14 protein-coding genes and 2 tRNA genes are annotated in these 15019 nt (G+C 72.7%); 11 read left to right on the top strand and 5 right to left on the bottom strand.

Annotated elements, in window-relative coordinates; translation table 11 throughout:
- Window positions 1-5 precede the first annotated feature (5 nt).
- On the bottom strand, window positions 6-1070 hold the full coding sequence (gene ku, locus ABEE00_RS11005) for a non-homologous end joining protein Ku (RefSeq protein WP_345745161.1): 1065 nt from the start codon (window positions 1068-1070) through the stop codon (window positions 6-8).
- A gap of 30 nt (window positions 1071-1100) precedes the next feature.
- Between ku and ligD the strand changes: the two genes are divergently transcribed.
- Window positions 1101-1994, top strand: a complete 894-nt coding sequence (gene ligD / locus ABEE00_RS11000; protein ID WP_345745160.1) for a non-homologous end-joining DNA ligase — start codon at window positions 1101-1103, stop codon at window positions 1992-1994.
- Window positions 1995-2098: 104 nt separating this feature from the next.
- Here ligD and ABEE00_RS10995 read toward each other — a convergent pair whose 3' ends face one another.
- Window positions 2099-2398 (bottom strand): YtxH domain-containing protein, encoded by a 300-nt coding sequence (locus ABEE00_RS10995; RefSeq protein ID WP_345745159.1) that lies wholly within the window; start codon window positions 2396-2398, stop codon window positions 2099-2101.
- Window positions 2399-2568: 170 nt separating this feature from the next.
- Here ABEE00_RS10995 and ABEE00_RS10990 point away from each other — a divergent pair.
- Together ABEE00_RS10990 and ABEE00_RS10985 are read left to right on the top strand one after the other, a co-directional pair.
- Window positions 2569-2641, top strand: a tRNA-Asn gene (locus ABEE00_RS10990).
- A gap of 256 nt (window positions 2642-2897) precedes the next feature.
- Window positions 2898-2974 (top strand) — tRNA-Ile (locus tag ABEE00_RS10985).
- Window positions 2975-3417: 443 nt separating this feature from the next.
- On the opposite strand, the gene ABEE00_RS10980 is transcribed toward ABEE00_RS10985, so the two are convergent.
- Window positions 3418-3957: a hypothetical protein gene (locus ABEE00_RS10980; protein ID WP_345745158.1), complete on the bottom strand. Its 540-nt coding sequence runs from the start codon at window positions 3955-3957 to the stop codon at window positions 3418-3420.
- Between the two features lie 122 nt (window positions 3958-4079).
- Here ABEE00_RS10980 and ABEE00_RS10975 point away from each other — a divergent pair, with 122 nt between their 5' ends.
- On the top strand, window positions 4080-4541 hold the full coding sequence (locus ABEE00_RS10975; protein WP_345745157.1) for a MarR family winged helix-turn-helix transcriptional regulator: 462 nt from the start codon (window positions 4080-4082) through the stop codon (window positions 4539-4541).
- 221 nt (window positions 4542-4762) lie between these two features.
- Entirely contained in the window at window positions 4763-5020 is a 258-nt protein-coding gene (locus ABEE00_RS10970; protein ID WP_345745156.1) for a hypothetical protein, read from the top strand.
- A 160-nt stretch (window positions 5021-5180) separates the two neighbouring features.
- On the opposite strand, the gene ABEE00_RS10965 is transcribed toward ABEE00_RS10970, so the two are convergent.
- Window positions 5181-6323, bottom strand: a complete 1143-nt coding sequence (locus tag ABEE00_RS10965) for an FAD-dependent monooxygenase (protein ID WP_345745155.1) — start codon at window positions 6321-6323, stop codon at window positions 5181-5183.
- Between the two features lie 178 nt (window positions 6324-6501).
- Between ABEE00_RS10965 and ABEE00_RS10960 the strand changes: the two genes are divergently transcribed.
- Window positions 6502-6837, top strand: a complete 336-nt coding sequence (locus tag ABEE00_RS10960) for an ArsR/SmtB family transcription factor (RefSeq protein WP_345745154.1) — start codon at window positions 6502-6504, stop codon at window positions 6835-6837.
- A gap of 37 nt (window positions 6838-6874) precedes the next feature.
- Here the strand turns inward: ABEE00_RS10960 and ABEE00_RS10955 are convergent, their stop codons facing one another.
- Window positions 6875-10198: an acetyl-CoA carboxylase family protein gene (locus tag ABEE00_RS10955; RefSeq protein WP_345745153.1), complete on the bottom strand. Its 3324-nt coding sequence runs from the start codon at window positions 10196-10198 to the stop codon at window positions 6875-6877.
- A gap of 130 nt (window positions 10199-10328) precedes the next feature.
- Between ABEE00_RS10955 and ABEE00_RS10950 the strand changes: the two genes are divergently transcribed.
- From ABEE00_RS10950 to ABEE00_RS10930, 5 genes are all read left to right on the top strand, one after another.
- A complete protein-coding gene (locus ABEE00_RS10950; protein WP_345745152.1) occupies window positions 10329-11612 on the top strand; it encodes an SLC13 family permease in 1284 nt (427 codons plus the stop codon).
- Window positions 11613-11681: 69 nt separating this feature from the next.
- Window positions 11682-11945, top strand: coding sequence for a hypothetical protein (locus ABEE00_RS10945; RefSeq protein WP_345745151.1), 264 nt, complete (start codon window positions 11682-11684; stop codon window positions 11943-11945).
- Window positions 11946-11953: 8 nt separating this feature from the next.
- On the top strand, window positions 11954-12595 hold the full coding sequence (locus ABEE00_RS10940; protein WP_345745150.1) for a Clp protease N-terminal domain-containing protein: 642 nt from the start codon (window positions 11954-11956) through the stop codon (window positions 12593-12595).
- Window positions 12596-12736: 141 nt separating this feature from the next.
- Window positions 12737-13498 carry a pirin family protein gene (locus ABEE00_RS10935; RefSeq protein WP_345745149.1) on the top strand — a complete coding sequence of 254 codons (762 nt, stop codon included), beginning with the start codon at window positions 12737-12739 and terminating at the stop codon, window positions 13496-13498.
- 97 nt (window positions 13499-13595) lie between these two features.
- Window positions 13596-14999, top strand: a complete 1404-nt coding sequence (locus ABEE00_RS10930; protein WP_345745148.1) for an FGGY family carbohydrate kinase — start codon at window positions 13596-13598, stop codon at window positions 14997-14999.
- Window positions 15000-15019: the final 20 nt, after the last annotated feature.

The raw sequence follows: 15019 nt of genomic DNA, 5'->3' as shown, positions 1-15019 counted from the left end.
CGGCCCTACGCCGACTTCTTGCGCCCCGACGCCTTCTTGGCGGGCGCGGACTTCTTCGCCGTCGCACTCTTCTTCGCGGTCGCGCTCTTCTTCGCGGTCGCAGTCTTCTTCGCCGCGCTCTTCTTGGCCGTGCTCTTCTTCGCTGAGGAGGCCGTCTTCGCTGATGCGGTCTTCTTCGCCGAGCCCGACTTGGCCGCTGCGGTCTTCTTGGCCCCGGAGGCCGGCTTCTTGCCGCCCCGCGACGAAGACAACCGGTGCACCGTCGCCTCGCCTTGGGCCGAGGAGTCCCGCGACTCCTCGGCCTCCTTCACGCTGCTCTCCAGCACCGACATCAGGTCCAGCACCTTGCCGCCGGACCCGGCGGCCTTCTTCCCCGCGGCCGGTTTCGCTCCGCCGCCCCGCTTCTTCTCCTCGACCAGCTCCTCCAGCGCCTCCCGGTACTCGTCCCGCAGCTCGCTCCAGTCCAGCTCGCCGAGGGTGTCCATGAGCGTGTCCGCCAGGTCGAGTTCGGCCTCCCGCACCTGCACGTCCGCCTCCGGCGCCACTCCGCTCACCGAGCGGATCTCGTCGGGCCACAGCATGGTGTGCAGCGCCAGCGCGTCCTCGTACACGCGCAGCATTCCCAGGCTCTCCCGCCCCCGGAGCGCGAGCTTGACCACCGCGACCCGCTCCGAGCGCTCCAGCGCCTCCCGCAGGAGCGCGTACGGCTTCGCCGCGCTCTGCCCGTCCACGGCCAGGTAGTACGAGCGGTCGAGCTGGATCGGGTCGATCTCCTCGCGCGGTACGAAGCCGAGGATCTCCACCGTCTTCGCGGTCGGCAGCGGCAGCGCGGCCAGGTCGTCGTCGGTGAGCTGTACGGTCTCGCCGTCCTCGGTCTCGAAGCCCTTGCCGATCTCCTCCCGCGGCACCTCCGCGTCCTCCAGCTCGCACACCTTGCGGTACCTGATGCGCCCGCCGTCGGTGGTGTGGAGCTGGTGGAAGGAGACGCTGTGGTTCACGGTCGCCGAGACCACCTTGACCGGGATGGAGACGAGACCGAACGAAATCGACCCTTTCCAGATGGAACGCATAGTTTGTCCCTTCTATGGGACTCTCAGGTTATGCCGTACACGGAGATCGAGGGCCGCCGTCTCGCGCTGAGCAACCTCGACAAGGTGCTCTATCCGGTGACCGGCTTCACCAAGGGCGAGGCGATCCACTACTACGCCTCGATCGCCCCCGTACTCCTCCCGCACCTGCGCGACCGCCCGCTCTCCTTCGCCCGCTTCCCCGACGGGGTCGAGGCGGGCAGCTTCTACACCAAGCACGTGCCGCCCGGCACCCCCGACTGGGTGAGCACCGCGGAGATCACCGTCGCCTCTCGCTCCCCCATGCGCCAGGTGCTCCTCCAGGACCTGCCGTCCCTGGTCTGGGCCGCCAACCTCGCCGCCCTCGAACTGCACACCCCGCAGTGGCGCACCGCCCGCCAGGCCGAGGCCGACCGCCTCGTCTTCGACCTCGACCCCGGCGAGGGCGCGAGCGTGCTGGAGTGCCGCACGGTCGCCGACTGGCTCCGTGACCGGCTCGCCGAGGACGGCCTGACCGCGCTCCCCAAGACCTCCGGCTCCAAGGGCCTGCACCTGCTCGCCGCGCTGGAGCCCACCCCGTCACCGCAGGTCAGCGCCTACGCGAAGCGCCTGGCCCAGGAGGCGGAGGCCGCGCTCCCCGACCTCGCGCTCAGCAAGATGGCGCGTGCGCTGCGCCCCGGAAAGGTCTTCGTCGACCACTCGCAGAACAACCAGGCCAAGACCACCGCCGCCCCCTACACCCTGCGCGCCCAGCCCCGCCCCACCGTCTCGGCGCCGCTCGGCTGGGAGGAGCTGGCCCGCGCGCGGAGACCCGAGGATCTTGTGATGCTCGCCACAGACCTCCCCGACCGCGTCGCCGAGCACGGCGACCTCCTCGCCCCGCTCCTCGCCCCCGACGCAGCGCGGCCGCTCCCCGCCCCCGCCTGAGCGCTCGTACCCGGGGGGCGAACCCGAGCGCTCGGGCGGGGCCGCGGGAAGCGGCCGCCCGTGCCGTCGACTCGGGCTCGGCGCCCGGTCGTTGCCGGCTGCTGCTAGCTGCTGCTCGTCCCCCAGTCGTCGTCCATCGGCGTGCGCTGCCCGCGCAGCGCGCGGACCTTCTCGCTCACCGAGTCAGGCAGCCGGTGCCCGACCCGCTCGGTGACCGCGTCGGCCGCCTTCGTCGCCGCCTCCCGCCCGGTCTGCGCGGCGGCCTCGGTGGCGTTGCGGAAGGCCGGGTTGCCGGCGACCCGCTGCGCCGCCTCCCTGAGCCTCTCGTAGCGCTCGCGTCCCGCACGTGTCCCCAGCACGTAGCCGACGGCCATTCCCGCCGCGAACGTGAGCCGGTAGCGCATGGCTACACCCTTCTGTCGGTTCGGCACCGGCCCCGGTCACGGCCGTCTGCGACGGCCTCGCGAGGGCCGGTGCGGATACGGATTTCGGAGTACCCCCTGGCATGCGCTAATGTATTTCCCGCAGCGAGGGAACGCCCCCGGGAACGGGGCGCCGCGCCCGAGCAACGCAGTCCCGTGTAGCTCAATCGGCAGAGCAGCCGGCTGTTAACCGGCAGGTTACTGGTTCGAGTCCAGTCGCGGGAGCGGCAAGAAGGGGCCCCATCGGGGCCCCTTCTTTTGTGCCCCGTGCGTGCGCCCTGCGCGCGCCCGGGGCCGGGCGGCGGAGGCCGCAGCGAAGGTTTTCATGACCTTCGGGTCCGCATGCGGAACCGCGGGGACCGTGATCGAAGTCCTCTCCTGCGTACGGCTGCCCCCGGCGCGGGCGGCAGATCGTATGAGCGGCTATGCTGCGGCAGACGTGGCACGCACACACGTACACATGTACGTGGCATGCCGCGACGGGGCGGTAGCTCAGCAGGTTAGAGCAGCGGACTCATAATCCGTCGGCCGTGGGTTCGAGTCCCACCCGCCCCACCACAAGTCCCCTGGGCAGAACCGTTTCTGCCCGCGAAGACGCGAGAGCGGGGGCGGCCACTCCAACGTGGCCGCCCCCGCTCGGTCGTTGGGGCCAAGATCCAGTGGACGCGCAGTCGCCTTGGCCTCTTCCTGTGAGGCTGATCATGCCGAGGGGGTCGGAGCCGGGTTGGCTCCGGGCTCCAACTGCCCAGGTGTCACCTTGCTGTTTGGCGCCGTGACAGGGAGAGCGCGGCGGCGAGATGGCGGAGGTCGTGCAGGCGGACCGGTGGGCTCCCTCCCCGAACAGCCGGTGACCGGCCCGGAGATGGCGGAATCGGCCGGTGCGGCGGAGAAGGCTCCCGACTCGGTGGGCGATCGCGTCACGAGGCAAGCGACTTGCCTGATCTGGAGGGCCGGAATCGTCGCGGCGTCGAAGGTCGCGGAGGGGTCGGTCGGGGCGGACCTCAGGAGGCGAAGCGGCGGGCGATGCCGAGGGAACCGAAGTTGACGGTGGCGCCTGCGAGGCGGGCGCGAAGGAGTACGCCGGCGGTCCGGACGAGGATCATGGCCAGGACCATCAGGACGAACGCCGTGCCGTAGGTCTCGGCCGGGACGTGGTGCCGCATCGAGAACGTCATCAGGTCGCTGGTGAACCAGTGCGTCGAGCCGTAGGCGAAGCCCATGCGCAGGGCCATCGCGACCGTCCAGAGCGCGGCGTACGGCCAGCCCGCGACGGTGACCAGGCGCGAGTCGTCCGGGTCGCGGCGGACCTGGATCAGGGCGAGCGAGGCCAGGCCGAACAGCAGGCCGACCGCGAGTCCGGCCGCCTCGATCAGATGGGCCGTGCTCCCCGAGGGAATCTCCTTGAGGTACTTGAAGCCGACGCCCGCGACGATTCCCACGGGGAGCAGCAGCCGCCTGGCGTCCGGGCGCCGCGTGCCGAGCTGGGTGGCGAGGATCGCGACGAACACGCCGGTGTAGAGCAGGTAATCGCTGAGGCTCACGGTGTCTCCAGGGGTTCGGGCTTGCGGTCAACTACATCCGCAACGATGTATCTCACGAGATCCATCTGTCAAGATGGATCTGTGGAGATGCATAACCGGAGATGTATCTTGGAGGGGTGGAGATGAGCGACCTGTATCAACTCGGCCGACGCCTGGCCGAGATCGCCCTCGAGGACATGAGCGCCGACGTACCCGACCTCGCTCCCGGCGAGTTCCTGGTCCTCCAGGACCTGTACTTGAACGGAAGCAGCGCCGTGGGTGCCATCGCCAAGCGCGCCGGACTGGCCCAGAGCCGCGTCTCAACCAGCGTGCGCTCTCTGGCCGACCGCGGCTGGGTCGCCACCGAGGCCGACCCCGCCGACGGCCGCAGGACGCTGGTCGACCTGACCGAGGCCGTCCGCGCCGCCAGCAGGCAGCGCCGCGCCGGGCGCGCCGACAAGCCCCTGACCAACGCACTGGCCGAGGTGGACGACGAAGAGCGCGCCGGCCTCATCGCCGCGCTCGGCCGTCTCCACCAACTCCTCGTCGCCGACCACGCACCGCGCCGCTTCCCGGACACGACCACGCCGCGATCCGCCCGTTAGGCGTCGCCCCCTTTCCCGTCCGGCCTGCCCGGAATGCACAGTGAGTTCTGCGTCGTGTAAGGGGCATGTAACAGGTTTTCCCGTCATTTTGAGGCGGGCGCGGTCCCGTGATTACCTGACGAAGCGTCACGGGAATCCCCGATGGGGCCCGTTGTTCGCGCGATCGGCATGCATGCCAACTGGTGTGTGCCGCAACGTATTTATGCAATGAGGAGGATGAATTGCGTAGGTTCAAGCGTGCCGCAGTCGTCGGAATCGGCCTCCTGGCATTCTCCGGTGCCGCTGTCGGAGCCTCTCAGGCGGCTGACACTCCCCCGGAGGGCAAGGAGTACACCGTGCATGATGTCCACAACTGCGAGGAGGCAATAAACAAGTCGGTGAAGGAGCTTGGCACGCCTCCCGACGGCAAGGAATACGGCTACTCGTGCATGATGAACGGCGACATGACCGCGGCCGACCTCAGGTACAGCCACAAGTAACTCTTTCCTTGCAGTGAGGCACAGGCTCAACGAGTGACAATGCCTCATTGATTGCCGAGCGGCGAGGCTTCTGTCGTTGGCGGCTGGAGAGTGAGTTCACCAGCGCAACGGTCAGGGGCCTCGCTGCGCCACGATCCATTTCCTGTTCGCCGGGCCCGGTCTACCGGTTCGCGGCTTCGCGAGAGGCGGTCCGGTTGGCGCGGCCGACCGCGCGGCCCACCGCGTTGCGCACCGCGAGGCCCGGCCGGGTGCGGGGCACCATGAGCCTGGAGAGCGGCCCGACGCGTCGCTGCCGCGGGCCCACCTCGCGGCGGAGCCGGGACTCGTAGGCGGCGAAGGCGCGGGCGTGGTCACCGGGTTGGGCGGCGAGCTCTTCCGCGAGGGCGTAAGCGCCCGCCATCGCCATGCTGGATCCGTCGCCCAGCAGGGCTGTCGCCGCCGCCGCGTCCCCGAGCAGTACGACCCGTCCGCGGAACCACGAGGGCACCCGGACGGTGGTCAGGGGGTCGAAGTACGGAGCCGGGTGGTCGCGGAACGCCGCCACGAGCTCCGGTGCCCGCCACCGCACGTCGGCGTAGGCGTCGGCCACGGTCTGCTTGTGAAGGGCGACGTTCTTGCGGTCGTGGGGCGCCTGCGGTGCGGCCCGGAAGGTGAAGATCGCGAGTGGGGTGGTCCGCGAGGGATGCAGGACCAGCATCCGGTTCGGCACGGTCAGCATCGTCATCTCGGTCGGGTCCTCGATGGCGTCGGGTTCCAGCGGAACGGTCGCGCCGTACAGGCCCAGGTCGCCCGCGAACTGCCGCTCGGGGCCGAACACCAGGCGCCGCACGGTGGAGTGCATCCCGTCGGCGCCGACCACCAGGTCGAAGCGCCGTGGCGCGGACCGCCGGAAGGTGACGTCCACCCCGCCTTCGTCCTGGTCGAGAGCGGTGACCGTGTCGTCGAACAGGAACTCGGCCTCGGTCTGCGCCGACCGGTGGAGCACCTCGGACAGGTCGGCCCGGGTCACCTCGACCGTCGGCGCCTTGTCCGAGGCGAGCGGGAGTTGCAGGATTCGCCTGCCGTCGGGGTCGAGCAGGGTCAGCGACCGATTGCGGGTGGCGAGCTCGCGGAGCTGCGGGAGGACGCCCATGCGCTCGGCGACCGGGATGGCGGGCCCCTTCACGACGATCGCGCTGCCACCGGAGCGCAGGTGCCGGGCGTGCTCGACGACCGTCGGCCGGTATCCGTTCCGGGAGAGCCAGTACGCGAGTGCGGGCCCTGCGATTCCGGCACCGACTATCAGCACCTCGGGCTTCTTCATGACGATGGCCTCTCGGAGTGTCGGTGACCAGGCCCCGGCGAGTGCCGGGCCGGGTCTGAGGGGGCGGCGGCACGGGGCGGTGCGGCCGGACCAAGGTACGATCGATTTCGTACCTCTCGCACCTCAGAGAAGCACGCCCTTCAGGTACGATGCAAGTCGTACGTGAAGGAGGTGCGGCGTGGCCGGGAGGAACCTGGTCGGCCCGGAGGCCGATGCGCTCGATCTGGGTGCGGTGTTCCGTGCCCTCGCCGATGAGCACCGTCGTTCGGTGATGGCGGAGTTGGCCGCCGACCGCGGCGACAGCGAGCGGGGCTGCAACTCGTTCGATCTTCCGGTCTCGAAGCAGACCCAGACCCACCACTTCCGGGTCCTGCGCGAGGCAGGTCTCATCGAGGAGATCGACTACGGCAACCGCAAGGGCATCCGGCTACGGCGCGCGGACGTCGAGAAGAGGTTCCCCGGGCTGCTCGCCCTCCTGGGCGCAGAGTCCCCGGGCGGTACCGCTCCTCGCTGAGCACCGCTGATCGCATCGGAGGGGAGCCCCGCGCGCGTCACCACGTGTCGATGAAGGGGCGCGGGGTGTGCGGGGGTTCGGGGGCCTCGGCGGACATCAGGCTCGCGGTGATCCAGCGGCGGGTGTCGGCCGGGTCGATCACGTCGTCCACGTCGAAGACGGTGGCGGCGCTGAGGGCGCGGCCGCGTTCGTAGGCGGCGTCGAGGAGTTCGTCGTAGGCGCGCTGCCGTTCCGCCGGGTCGGCGATGGCCTCCAGCTCGCGGCGGAAGCCGAGGCGCACCGCCCCCTCAAGCCCCATCGGGCCGAGTTCGCCCGTGGGCCAGGCCACGGTGGCGGCCGGTGTGCGCAGGCCGCCACCCGCCATGGCCATCGCGCCGAGCCCGTACGCCTTGCGCAGCACCACGGCGCAGAGTGGCACGGTCAGGCGCGCTCCGCCCACGAAGAGCCTGCCGAAGTGCCGTACGGTCGCGGTCTTCTCGGAGTCGGGGCCGACCATGAAGCCCGGGGTGTCGATGAGCGAGAGCACCGGGAGGCGGTGGGCCTCGCAGAGTTGGAGGAAGCGCGCGGCCTTGTCCGCCGCGTCGCTGTCGATCGCGCCGCCCAGGTGCGCGGGGTTGTTGGCGAACAGGCCGAGGGGGCGCCCCTCCACGCGGGCGAGCGCGGTGATGACGCCGGCGCCGAAGTCGCGGCGCAGCTCCATGACCGAGCCGGTGTCGGCGAGGCCGTGCACGGCGCGGCGGATGTCGTAGGCGCGCACGCGGTTCTCGGGGACGACGTGCCGGAGGAGGCGCGGGTCGGGTGCCTCCCAGGGCTCGTCCTGGGACAAGTGGCCCCGGAAATAGGCGAGATAGCGACGTGCGGCCTCCGCCGCCTCCGTCTCGTCGGCCGTGACCAGGTCGATGACGCCGTTGGGCGCCTGGTCGGAGACGGGGCCGATCTCCTCGGGGAGGTACCGGCCCAGGCCGCCGCCCTCGATCATGGCCGGGCCTCCCATGCCGATGCACGCGTCCTCGGTGGCGATGACGGCGTCGCAGCAGCCGAGCAGCGCGGCGTTCCCCGCGAAGCAGCGGCCCGAGGCGATGCCGACGGTGGGCACGAGGCCGTTGAGGCGGGCCAGCGCGCCGAAGGTGTGCACCGAGAGCCCGGCGGTCTCGCCCGCGCCGAGGTCGGTGTCGCCGGGGCGCCCGCCGCCGCCCTCGGCGAACAGCACCACGGGCAGCCGGCGCCTGAGCGCGATCTCCAGCATCCGGTCGGTCTTGGCGTGGTTGAGGACGCCCTGCGTACCGGCCAGCACGGTGTAGTCGTAGGCGAGGACGGCGCACTGGCGGCCGCCGATCGCGCCGAGCCCGGTGACCATCCCGTCGGCCGGGGTGGAGGCGATCAGGTCGTCGAGGGAGCGGCGTTTGCGCTGGCCGGCGACGGTGAGAGCGCCGTACTCGGTGAAGGTGCCCGGGTCGCAGAGCGCCTCGACATTCTCGCGCGCGGTGCGCTTGCCGCGCGCGTGCCGCCTGGCCACCGCCTCGGGGCGCGCCTCGTCGCGGGTGGCGGCGTGCCGGCGGAGTGCCTCGGCGAGGTCGGGGCGTATCGCGTCGGGGTCGGGCCCCGCGTCGTGCGCGGCCCCTTCCGCCGCGTCCCGCGAGGGCACGAGGGTGGCGAGCGGGTCGCCCTCGCCGACGGTGTCGCCGGGGATCACGTGGATCTCCCGCACCGTGCCGGGCGCCGGGGCCTCCAGCACGTGCTCCATCTTCATGGCCTCCAGGACCAGTACGGGGCCGCCCGCGGGCACCGTCTCGCCGGGCGCCGCCTCGATGGCGATCACGGTGCCGGCGGAGGGGGCGCGCACGGTGGCGGCGCCGTCCGGGTCGCCCGGGTCGTCCGCGTGCTCGTGATCCCCGGCCTCCGGTGGGCGTTCCGCCTCCGGGAGGAGTTCCGCCAGGTGCCGGTCGAGGAAGCGGGTGGTGCAGGCGCCGCGTACGAAGTCCGGGTGGGCCAGCACGGCGCGCAGCAGCCCGGTGTTGCACTCGGGGCCCTGCACCGTGAACTCGTCCAGGGCGCGCTCCAGCCGTGCCGCCGCCGCGTCCAGTCCTCCGCGCGGCGTGTGCGCGACGACCTTGGCCAGCAGCGAGTCGTACCGTTCCGTGGTGCGCGCGCCCGCCGTGCCGTGCGTGTCCACGCGGATGCCGGGCCCCGTGGGCGGCTGGAACGCGGTGAGGGTGCCCGAGGTGGCGCGCGGCACGCCGTCCCTGCCGGTGCGCTCCAGGTTGACCCTGGCCTGCACGGCGCAGCCGCGCGGCGCGGGCACGCGGTCCTGGGTGAGGCCCTGATCTGCGAGGGATTCGCCCTGCGCGAGACGGAGTTGGGCGGCGACGAGGTCGATGCCGGTGACCTCCTCCGTGACCGTGTGCTCGACCTGGAGTCGCGGGTTGACCTCGATGAAGAACAGTTCCTCGCCCTCCCGCGCGTCGAGGTCGAGCAGGAACTCCACGGTGCCCAGGCCCCGATAGCGCAGCCCCCGCGCGAGCCGCAGCGCACAGTCCGCCATCCGCTCCCTGACGCCGTCGGGAAGCGCGGGCGCTGGCGCCGTCTCGATCAGCTTCTGGTGCCTGCGCTGCACGGAGCAGTCGCGGTCGCCGAGCTGCGCCGCCTCGCCCGTGCCGTCGCCGATGATCTGCACCTCCAGGTGGCGGGCGCGCGGCACGAGCCGTTCCACGCCCAACGAGCCGTCGCCGAAGGCGCGTCGGGCCTCGGAGCGGCAGCGCTCGTACGCCGTCGCCAGCTCGTCCGCCCCGTACACAGCCCGCATCCCGCGCCCTCCCCCGCCGTGCAGGGCCTTGACCATCACCGCGGCGCCCGGGCCCTGCGCGCGCAGGAAGTCCCGCGCCTCGTCGAGGGTCGCGGCGCCTGGGGTGGCGGGCAGCACAGGGAGGCCGTGCTCGGCGGCGGCGGCGCGGGCGCGGGACTTGTCGCCGAGGAGCCGCAGCAGCTCGGGCGGCGGGCCCGCGAAGGCGAGCCCTGCCTCCTCGCAGGCCGCGGCGAACTCCGCGTTCTCGCTGAGGAAGCCGTACCCGGGGTGCACCAGCGCGCAGCCGGTGCGCCGCGCGATGTCCACGAGCTGCGCGCCGTCCAGATAGCCGTCCGCGCCTTCGGCGTCCCCGTGCTTGAGCAGCTCGGCCTGGGAGGCGAGGCGGATGTGCGGCGCCTCGCGGTCCTCCGGCGTGTAGGCGGCGACCGTACGCAGGCCGAGCTCGGCGGCGGCGCGGTGGATCCGGAGGGCGATCTCGCCGCGGTTGGCGATCAGTACGCCGCGCGGGGCCGCGCCGTGCGGGTCGCCGCGCTCGCTCCGTACCTGCTGCTCCTGCATGAAGTCGCGTGCCCCTTCAGGTGGTTGTTCCGGTCGTGGCGGTAAGCACCCGCTCACGCTAAGTCCGCGCAGCGCACGTGGGCAGGGGTCGGAGCGGGGAAAGATCCGCCGGGGTGTGATCCTCGGAGTGGTGAGCTCCTTTCTCTCCGCCGCGCCGCAGGCCCTGCTGACCGAGGCGGTGCCCGTCGCGCTGCTCGCCGTGGTGCTGGTCTGCGCCGTGCTGCGGCCGCGCGGACTGCCCGAGGCCGCGGCTGCGGTGCCCGCCGCCTTCCTGGTGGTCGCGTGCGGGGCGGTGTCGCCGCACGCCGCGTGGGAACAGGTGCGCGGGCTCCTCCCCGTGGTGGGCTTCCTCGCCGCCGTCCTCGTATTGGGGCGGCTGTGCGCTGACGAGGGGCTGTTCACGGCGGCGGGCGACGCGGTGGCCCGGTGGTGCCGGGGCGAGCCGAAGCGGCTGCTGTCCGGGGTGTTCGGCGTGGCGGCCGCGGTCACCGCGGTGCTCAGCCTGGACGCGACGGTGGTGCTGCTCACGCCGGTGGTGCTGGCGACGGCGGCCCGCGCGGGCATGCGGGCGAGGGCGCCGCTGTACGCCACCGCGCATCTGGCGAATTCGGCCTCGCTCCTGCTGCCGGTCTCCAACCTGACCAATCTGCTGGCCCTTTCGGCCGCCGGGCTCTCCTTCACCCGCTTCGCCGCGCTGATGGCGCTGCCCTGGCTGGCCGCTCTCGCGGTGGAGTACGCGGTGCTGCGCCGGTACTTCCGTACGGAGCTGGAGACGCCGCCCGAGAGGCGCGGGGAGCCTCCGGAGCGGCCCCGGGTGCCGCGCTTCGCGCTCGCCGTCCTGCTGCTCACCCTCGCCGGATTCCTGCTGACCTCGCTGGTCGGGGCCGCGCCCGGCTGGGCGGCAGCGGCGGGCGCGCTGGTGCTGGCCGTCCGCGCGCTGCGGCGGCGCACGGTGTCGGTGCGCGGCCTCGTGGGCTCGGCGGCTCCGATGTTCTGCCTGTTCGTGCTGGCCCTGGGTGTGGTGGTGCAGGGCGTCGTGGCCGGCGGCCTCGGCGACGTACTGGAGCGGCTGCTGCCCTCCGGCGACGGCCTGCCCGCGCTGCTCGGCGTCGCGGCGCTGGCCGCACTCGCCGCGAACGTGATCAACAACCTGCCCGCCGTACTGGCCCTGCTCCCGCTCGCGGCGCCGGGCGGCGCGGGCCCGGTGCTGGCCGTGCTGATCGGCGTCAACGTGGGGCCGAACCTCGGGTACGCGGGCTCGCTGGCCACCCTGCTGTGGCGGCGCATCCTGCACCGGCACGGGATCGAGCCCGGACTGCGGAGGTTCACCGTGCTCGGACTGCTGACCGTTCCCGCCTCGCTGGTCGCGGCGACGGTCGCGCTGTGGGCGGGGCTGCGGGTGCTCGGCGCCTGACCGCCCCTCTCTTCACCGGATCTGTCAATGATGGTTGACGCGCCCTCGCTGTCACCCTAGGTTGACAGCATGGACGGATCGGGAGCACGGGACGCGGCGGGGACCGCGCAGGACGCGCTCAGCGGCGACCCCCGCGTGGGACTGCGCGCCGTGGCCGCGCTGCGGCGGCTGACCGAGCGGCTGGAGGCACTCCAGGTCGACGGCGCCCGTACGCAGGGCTGGTCCTGGGACGAGATCGGGGCCGCCCTCGGCGTGAGCCGGCAGGCGGTGCACAAGAAGCACGCGAAGCGGGCGGCGACCGCGGCGGCGGAAGCGGACACCAAGGGGAGGTAGGGACCGCGATGTTCGAGAGGTTCACGGGACAGGCGCGCCAGCTCGTCATCGGCGCACAGGAGGAGGCCCGCGCGCTGGGCCACGACCGGATCGGCACCGAGCACCTGCTGCTCGGTGCGCTGCTCTGGCCCGAACAGCCGGGCGCGGCCACCCTGATACGCCTCGGGGCGAGCGCCGAGGACTGCCGGGCGGCGATGGCCTCGCTGTCCGGGCCGCGCGGCGACGCACTGGACGAGGAGGACGCGGAGGCGCTGAAGGCGCTGGGCATCGACCTGGCGGAGGTCAGGCGCCGCGCGGACGACGCCTTCGGCAGCGGCGCGCTGGACGCCGCTGCGCCCGAAGCCGGCCGCAAGCAGCGCGGACTCTTCGGCCTGGGCCGCCGCAGGGGCGCGGACGACGGGAGGCCGAGCGGAAAGCCGAACGGGAGGCCGAAGGGGCACATCCCCTTCACCGCGCGCGCCAAGAAGGCGCTGGAGCTGTCACTGCGCGAGGCGGTCGCGCGCAACGACCGCACCATCGGGGTCGAGCACATCGTGCTGGCCCTGCTGCGCGGCGAGGACGCCACCACGCGCGAGCTGCTCGAACGGCTCGGGCTCGCGCCGCGGGAGGCGCGCGAGGCGGTGCTGGCGGATCTGCGGAAGGCGGCCTGAGGGAACCGGCTCGGGGAAGCCGACCTGGTGGAACCGCCCGCGCCGCCGCGCAGTTGACGAGCGGGGTGACTGCGGTTTTGATAGTTGAAGCTTGTACCATCTTGGTCGGCGTCCCCGACCCCCACGCAAAAGGAGAGGACCGTGGCCTCCCAGATCGACGTCCGCCCCGCGGCCGGCCGCTTCCAGACCCGGACCGGATGGCTGGACTCCCGGCACTCCTTCTCGTTCTCCCGGCACTGGGACCCGGCCAACACCCACTTCGGGCTGCTGCTGGTCTCCAACGACGACGTGGTCGCGCCGGGCCAGGGCTTCGACACCCACCCGCACCGGGACATGGAGATCGTGACCTGGGTGCTGGACGGCGGGCTCGTGCACCAGGACTCCGAGGGGCACAACGGCGTCATCTACCCGGGCCTGGCCCAGCGGATGAGCGCCGGCACCGGCATCCTGCACAGCGAGAAGAACGACTCCTGGACGCTGACCGGCGAGCCGGAGCACAAGGACCCGGTGCACTTCATACAGATGTGGACCCTCCCGGACGAGGAGGGCATCAAGCCCGGTTACGAACAGCTCGACATCAACGACCAGTTGGACAAGGGCGACTGGACGGTGCTGGCCTCCGGGATGCCGCGGTACGCGGACGAGCGGGCCATCACCATCCGGCAGAAGCACGCCGCGCTGCACGTGGCGCGGGTGCGCCCCGGCAAGTCGGTGCACCTGGCCACCGCCCCGTACGTGCACGTCTACATGGCGAGCGGCGTCGGCGAGCTGGAGGACGGCACCTCGATGGCCACGGGCGACGCGCTGCGGATCACCGGGGCCGAGGGGCAGCGGTTCACGGCGGGGCCGACCGGGGCCGAGCTGCTGATGTGGGAGATGACGGCGGCGGTCGCCACGCGCTGACCACCGCGCGGGGCCGTCCCCCGGGCTACGGCGGGAGCACGGTGCGAGCCGGTACCGGGCGTCGGAGGGCTCGACGGCGTAAGGCATCATTCCGGGCATGGGGATAGTCGCCGGTCTGGACAGTTCAGCCGAGTACACGCGCATCGTCGTCTGCGACGCGGACACGGGCGCCGTCATCAGACAGGGCCACGCTGAGCATCCCGAGGAGCGGGACGACCCGCAGAGCTGGCTGGTCTCGCTGGGCCAGGCGGCGGGTTCGGGGCAGCTCGCCGACGTACAGGCGATCGGCGTCTCGGCGCAGCAGCAGGGGCTGATCGCGCTGGACGAGGCGGGCGACCCGGTCCGCGGCGCGCTCCTCGGCAACGACCGGCGCACCCAGACGGCGGCGGCCGACCTGATCGACGCACTGGGCGGGCGTACGGCGTGGGCGCAGGCCGTCGGCGCCGTGCCGCAGGCCGGGCACCCCATATCCAAGCTGCGCTGGCTCGCGCGGAACGAGCCGGAGGCGGCGGCGCGGATCAGCGAACTCCTCCAGCCGCACGACTGGCTGGTGTGGCAGCTTCTGGGCAGGCCGCCGCGGCGGATCACCGACCGCGGCGACGCCTCGGGCACCGGCTACTGGTCGGCGGCCACCGGCACCTACCGCCCCGACCTCATCGAGCTGGCCCTCGGCCACCACGTACGGCTGCCCGAGGTGATCGGTCCCGCCGAGGTCGCCGGGCAGACCCCCGAGGGCCTGCTGATCTCCGCGGGGACGGGCGAGACCATGGCCGCCGCGTTCGGGCTCGGGGTCGACCAGGGCGACGCGGTGATCTCGCTGGGGGCCTCGGGCTCGGTGTTCGCGGTGCACCACGAGGCGCTGGCCGACCCGACGGGGACGATCACCTCGTACGCGGACGCCACCGGCATGCATCTGCCCGCTGTGCGGACGCTGAACGCGACGCGGGTGCTGCGCGGTACGGCGCAGATGCTGGGCACCGACCTGGACGGGCTCTCCGAGCTGGCCCTCCAGTCCACGCCCGGCGCCTCGGGCCTGGTGATGCTCCCGTATCTGGAGGGCGAGGCCACGCCCCAACTCCCGCACACGGCGGGCTCGCTGCACGGTCTGCGCAGGGAGAGCATGCAGCCCGAGCACCTCGCGCGCGCGGCGGTCGAGGGCATGCTGTGCGGGCTCGCCGACGCGCTCGGGGTGCTGCGGGCGCGCGGCGTCGAGGTGCGGCGGGTGTTCCTGCTCGGGCAGGCGGCGGGGCTGCCCGCTGTGCAGGCGGCCGCGCCCGGGCTGTTCGGCGCGCAGGTCGTGGTGCCGCAGCCGGCCGACTACACGGCGCTGGGCGCCGCACGCCAGGCCGCATGGGCGGTACAGGGCGGCGCCGAGCCGCCGCGGTGGCCCGCGCCCGCGTGCCAGATCTTCGAGCCGGGCGAGGAGCTGCCCGTCGGCCAGGCAGTCCGCCAGCAGTACGTGACCGTCCGCGAGGAGAACCACCCGGGGGCGTTCGCCTGACAAGTGAGGGGTTCCCCTCG

The sequence above is a fragment of the Streptomyces odontomachicola genome (assembly GCF_039605595.1).
In the GTDB taxonomy this organism is placed as follows: domain Bacteria; phylum Actinomycetota; class Actinomycetes; order Streptomycetales; family Streptomycetaceae; genus Streptomyces.
The sequence above is the reverse complement of the archived record's forward strand: the minus strand, read 5'-3'. Positions and strand labels throughout refer to the sequence as shown.

Coding starts and splice junctions, on each gene's coding strand:
- ku (WP_345745161.1), bottom strand. CDS start 1,070: ATGCGTTCCATCTGGAAAGGGTCGATTTCGTTCGGTCTCGTCTCCATC.
- ligD (WP_345745160.1), top strand. CDS start 1,101: ATGCCGTACACGGAGATCGAGGGCCGCCGTCTCGCGCTGAGCAACCTC.
- ABEE00_RS10995 (WP_345745159.1), bottom strand. CDS start 2,398: ATGCGCTACCGGCTCACGTTCGCGGCGGGAATGGCCGTCGGCTACGTG.
- ABEE00_RS10975 (WP_345745157.1), top strand. CDS start 4,080: ATGAGCGACCTGTATCAACTCGGCCGACGCCTGGCCGAGATCGCCCTC.
- ABEE00_RS10965 (WP_345745155.1), bottom strand. CDS start 6,323: ATGAAGAAGCCCGAGGTGCTGATAGTCGGTGCCGGAATCGCAGGGCCC.
- ABEE00_RS10955 (WP_345745153.1), bottom strand. CDS start 10,198: ATGCAGGAGCAGCAGGTACGGAGCGAGCGCGGCGACCCGCACGGCGCG.
- ABEE00_RS10945 (WP_345745151.1), top strand. CDS start 11,682: ATGGACGGATCGGGAGCACGGGACGCGGCGGGGACCGCGCAGGACGCG.
- ABEE00_RS10940 (WP_345745150.1), top strand. CDS start 11,954: ATGTTCGAGAGGTTCACGGGACAGGCGCGCCAGCTCGTCATCGGCGCA.
- ABEE00_RS10930 (WP_345745148.1), top strand. CDS start 13,596: ATGGGGATAGTCGCCGGTCTGGACAGTTCAGCCGAGTACACGCGCATC.